Here is a 3752-nt window from a genome sequence, read left to right on the forward strand (position 1 = left end):
CGGCATGGGGGTCGACCCCGGCTTGATAGAGAATGAGGTCGGGCGCGAAGTCGTCTAATATGGGCGGCAGCGTGTCGGCGAGGATGGCCGCATAGGCGGCATCCTCCACCCCGTCGGGCAGGGCGATGTCGAGTGTCGAGCGCGCCTTGCGCACCGGGAAATTTTTGTCGGCATGGATCGACAAAGTGAAGATGTCGCCGCGCCCCGCCAACAGGGACGCAGTGCCGTCGCCCTGATGCACGTCGAGGTCGAGGATCAGGATGCGCGCCGCATCGCCTTCCGCGATTAGGCGGTTCGCAGCGATGGCGAGGTCGTTGAACACGCAATAGCCCGCGCCACTATCGGCCAGCGCATGATGGCTGCCGCCTGCCGCATTGGCGCCATAGCCATGCGTCAGCGCCAGCCGCGCAGATGCCCAGGTGCCGCCGGGTGACAGCAGCGATCGGCGCATCACCCGTTCCGTGACGGCAAAGCCGATCCGCCGTTCCTTGTCGGGCGGGACGGACAGGGTCACGACCTGCTCGACATAGGCGGGATCATGCACTGCCTCAATCCAGGCACGCGGCATCGGATCGGGCTGATGCACGGTGATGGGTGCGCCGGATTCGCGCAGCGCCTCCATTACCAGCCCATATTTGTCGAAGCGGAAACGGCTGCCGGGTGTTGCTGGAGAGACATAGGCGGAATGGTGAACAACGTGCAGCATGATCTTTTCCGCTATGGTCGTTTGAACGATGGCCGCTTTGCGCTATCTGGTCCAGCATGAACCGTCCCGATATGATCCGTCTTCCGTTGCTGGCGCTGCTTGGCGTCAGTGCGGTGTCCGTCGCCGCCCAAAGCCTGGCCGCGCCGCCCGTGGTGGTGCCGACCATGCCCGCGCCGACTTCGCCCGCGCCTGGCATGGTGCAAGCGATTCCGGCCGCGCCCTTGCCCGCACCGATCCCACCCTTGTCGGCGGCACAGGAAGCATGGGCCAATGACTGGTTGAAGCAGGGCGCGGCGCAGGGATTGATGGCGCGGCAGAAGGCGAGCGGGCCGCTGTCGGGTGAGGCGCTGGTGCGCGCGCTGCTCGACCGCGCCAAGGCGCTGTCCACCGGGCGCGTCGATACCGCCGATTTCCTCGAAGTCTGGGCGCTGCGCCCCGCGCCCTTCAATCCCCGCCCGTCGCTGGCGCGGGCCGTGGCCGAGGACCGGCTTGCGCAATGGGCGAACAGCCTGACGCCGCCCTATGCAGGCTATGAAGGACTGCGCCAGGGTCTGGTCCGCTACGAGACGATTCGCGATCAAGGCGGCTGGCCGACGCTGACCGCGCAGTCCGCGCCCGACGTGGTGCGCGCGCGTATCGCGATCGAGGATAGCGCGGTGACGCCAGGCGAGAAACTGAGCAGCGTATTGCAGCGCGCGCAGCGCCGCTATGGCCTCAACCCCACCGGCCTGCTCGACACCCGCACGCTGGCGGCGCTCAATGTCAGCGTGGATGACCGGATCGCGGCGATCATGGCGAATATGGAGCGGTGGCGCTGGATGCCGCGCAACTTGCCGGTCAACCGGGTCCAGGTGAATATCGCGGCGGCCGTACTGACCATGTTCGAAGGCGACCAGCCGATCAGTTCGATGCGCGCCGTCACGGGCAGCCCCGACAATGCGACACCGATGCTGATGTCGAACATCCATTCGATCGTCGTCAATCCGCCGTGGAACGTGCCCATGTCGATCGCCCGGCGCGAACTCTTCCCCAAGGGGCGGGCGACGCTGATCAAGCAGGGCTACAAGATCGTCAAGACACCCGAAGGCGGCGAGCGGATCGTCCAGCCTGCCGGACCCAACAGCGCGCTTGGCCGATTGAAGTTCGATTTCGCCAACCCATTCGCCGTGTATCTGCACGACACGCCCTCGCGCGGTAAATTTTCGAGCTACGACCGGCTCGCCAGCCATGGCTGCATCCGTCTCGAAAAGCCGGTATCGCTGGCCGAACTGATGGTGGCGAGCGACCCGGCATTGAATGGCCAGATCCAGAGCCTGATCGACGAAGGCAAGACCCAGCGCGTGTCCCTGCCCAAGGATGTGGCGGTCTATCTGCTCTACTGGACCGCTTTTGCTAGCAATAATGGCACGATGAGCTTTCGCGCCGACCCCTATGGTTGGGACAAGCTGCTCGCGAGCAAGATCGAAGCGTCGAGCCGACGTGTCGATCCGACCGCTGCCCCCGCCGACATTATAGCTTTGAAGGATTGATCCCCCATGCGTAAAATTGCCTTTGCCGCGCTCATCGGTGCCCTTGCCTTGTCGGCGTGCGGCAAGAAGGAAGAGGAGGCGCCAGTCGTCAACAATCTGGTCGAACCGCCGGTCGAAAATGTGATCATCGAAGAGCCGGATACGGCCCTGCCGATGCCGTCGAACAATACCGTCGCGCCGACGCCCGCAGCGCCGCCATCGGTGTCGGAGCAGCAGCAGATCCTCGACGACGCCGATGCGACCGGCATGACCGCCCGCCTGCCCGATATGCGCGATGATGCGCAGCCAGCGGACGAGGCGAGCGGTACGGAGGAATGAAGCGCATCGCCCCGGTCTTGGACCGGGGCATTCCTTTTGGTATAGGGTGCGGATGGATCGCCGCAATTTCACGAAATTCGCCTTAAGCGGATTCGCCCTGACATTTCTGCCTGACACGATGGGCAAGGCTGCGCTGCCGACGGCGCCCCAACCCGTCCCCGTCCCTGCGGTGCCCCGCGCCGTGCCGCTGCCCCCCTATGCGGGGCTGCTCGCACGCGCGAAGGCGGCACTGGATCGCCATGCCGGAGCCGTCCTATTGCGTGACCGGGTGGCCATTGCCGATTTCGATGCCCCGTCGAAGGATTTGCGCTTTCACGTCGTTGACCTGATGAACGGCCAGTCCAGCAGCTATCTGGTCGCCCATGGTCGAGGGTCCGACCCCGCCCATTCCGGCTGGCTGCAGAGCTTCTCCAACGAACCCAATTCGCTTGCCAGTTCGTCGGGCGCATTTCGGACGGGTGAGATGTATGTCGGGCAGCATGGGCAGGCGATGCGGCTCGCGGGCTTGGACCCGCAGAATAATAATGCGGAGCCGCGCGCCATCGTGCTGCACGGTGCGGATTATGTGGGCGAGGATCATATCGCCGCATGGGGCAAATGCGGCCGCAGCGAAGGCTGTTTCGCGGTCGCGCCGCATATGCTGCCGCACTTGCTGGGGCTACTGGGCACGGGTCGGCTGCTCTACGCCGATAAGATCGGAGCGGGTTGAAGGGGCTTTTAGCGTCCCCTCAACCCTACAACCTCTTAGCCCGCCTGGGGGGCGCCGGTCAGCGCCTGCGCCGAAGGCTTGTTGGTCGCATCGACGCTGCCGTCAGCCAGCATCTTCTTGGACATTTCGACGGCTTCGGCCTGAAGCGCCGTGTCGCTGGTCGACTGGCTGGCACCGATCAGCGCGGATAGCAGGATATTCTTGCTGACATTGTCGGTGGCATTTTCGGCAACCGACTTGCGGGCCAGTGTCAGCGCTTCGCTATAGAGCGGGGCCGATCCAGCCTTGTCCTGCGCACCCAGCTTCTGGTTGCCCATCTGGATCAGGATACCGGCCAGGATGTTGCGGCTGGCTGCGTCGGTAGGCTTGGCTTCCACGACCTTGCGCCAATAGGGCAGCGACTCGCCGTAGAGGGCGATCGTCTTGTCCAACTGGCCCATCGCGCCATAGGCAGCGGCATTGGCGTACAGCGCGTTGGCGAGGAAATTGA

General features: G+C 64.6%; 4 protein-coding genes and 1 pseudogene. 3 read left to right on the forward strand and 2 right to left on the reverse strand.

The genetic code is table 11. From position 1 onward, the window contains the following. Nucleotides 1-706, reverse strand: a 706-nt coding sequence (locus tag IL54_RS22490; protein ID WP_076605443.1) for a histone deacetylase family protein, incomplete at its 3' end; no start/stop codon positions are given. 56 nt (nucleotides 707-762) lie between these two features. Here IL54_RS22490 and IL54_RS00865 point away from each other — a divergent pair. The 3 genes from IL54_RS00865 to IL54_RS00875 are packed head-to-tail and all read left to right on the forward strand — an operon-like array spanning nucleotide 763 to nucleotide 3262. After that, a complete protein-coding gene (locus tag IL54_RS00865; RefSeq protein ID WP_037472250.1) occupies nucleotides 763-2235 on the forward strand; it encodes a L,D-transpeptidase family protein in 1473 nt (490 codons plus the stop codon). Between the two features lie 6 nt (nucleotides 2236-2241). Continuing rightward, nucleotides 2242-2553 carry a hypothetical protein gene (locus tag IL54_RS00870; protein ID WP_037472253.1) on the forward strand — a complete coding sequence of 104 codons (312 nt, stop codon included), beginning with the start codon at nucleotides 2242-2244 and terminating at the stop codon, nucleotides 2551-2553. Between the two features lie 52 nt (nucleotides 2554-2605). Next, nucleotides 2606-3262 (forward strand): murein L,D-transpeptidase catalytic domain-containing protein, encoded by a 657-nt coding sequence (locus IL54_RS00875; RefSeq protein ID WP_037472255.1) that lies wholly within the window; start codon nucleotides 2606-2608, stop codon nucleotides 3260-3262. Nucleotides 3263-3297: 35 nt separating this feature from the next. Here the strand turns inward: IL54_RS00875 and IL54_RS00880 are convergent. Further along, nucleotides 3298-3752, reverse strand: a pseudogene (locus tag IL54_RS00880) (hypothetical protein); the annotation flags it as partial.

The sequence above is a fragment of the Sphingobium sp. ba1 genome (assembly GCF_000743655.1).
Taxonomy (GTDB): Bacteria; Pseudomonadota; Alphaproteobacteria; order Sphingomonadales; family Sphingomonadaceae; genus Sphingobium.

Excerpts from the sequence above, each read along its gene's own strand:
- IL54_RS00865 (WP_037472250.1), top strand. The coding sequence starts at position 763 with ATGAACCGTCCCGATATGATCCGTCTTCCGTTGCTGGCGCTGCTTGGC.
- IL54_RS00870 (WP_037472253.1), top strand. The coding sequence starts at position 2,242 with ATGCGTAAAATTGCCTTTGCCGCGCTCATCGGTGCCCTTGCCTTGTCG.
- IL54_RS00875 (WP_037472255.1), top strand. The coding sequence starts at position 2,606 with ATGGATCGCCGCAATTTCACGAAATTCGCCTTAAGCGGATTCGCCCTG.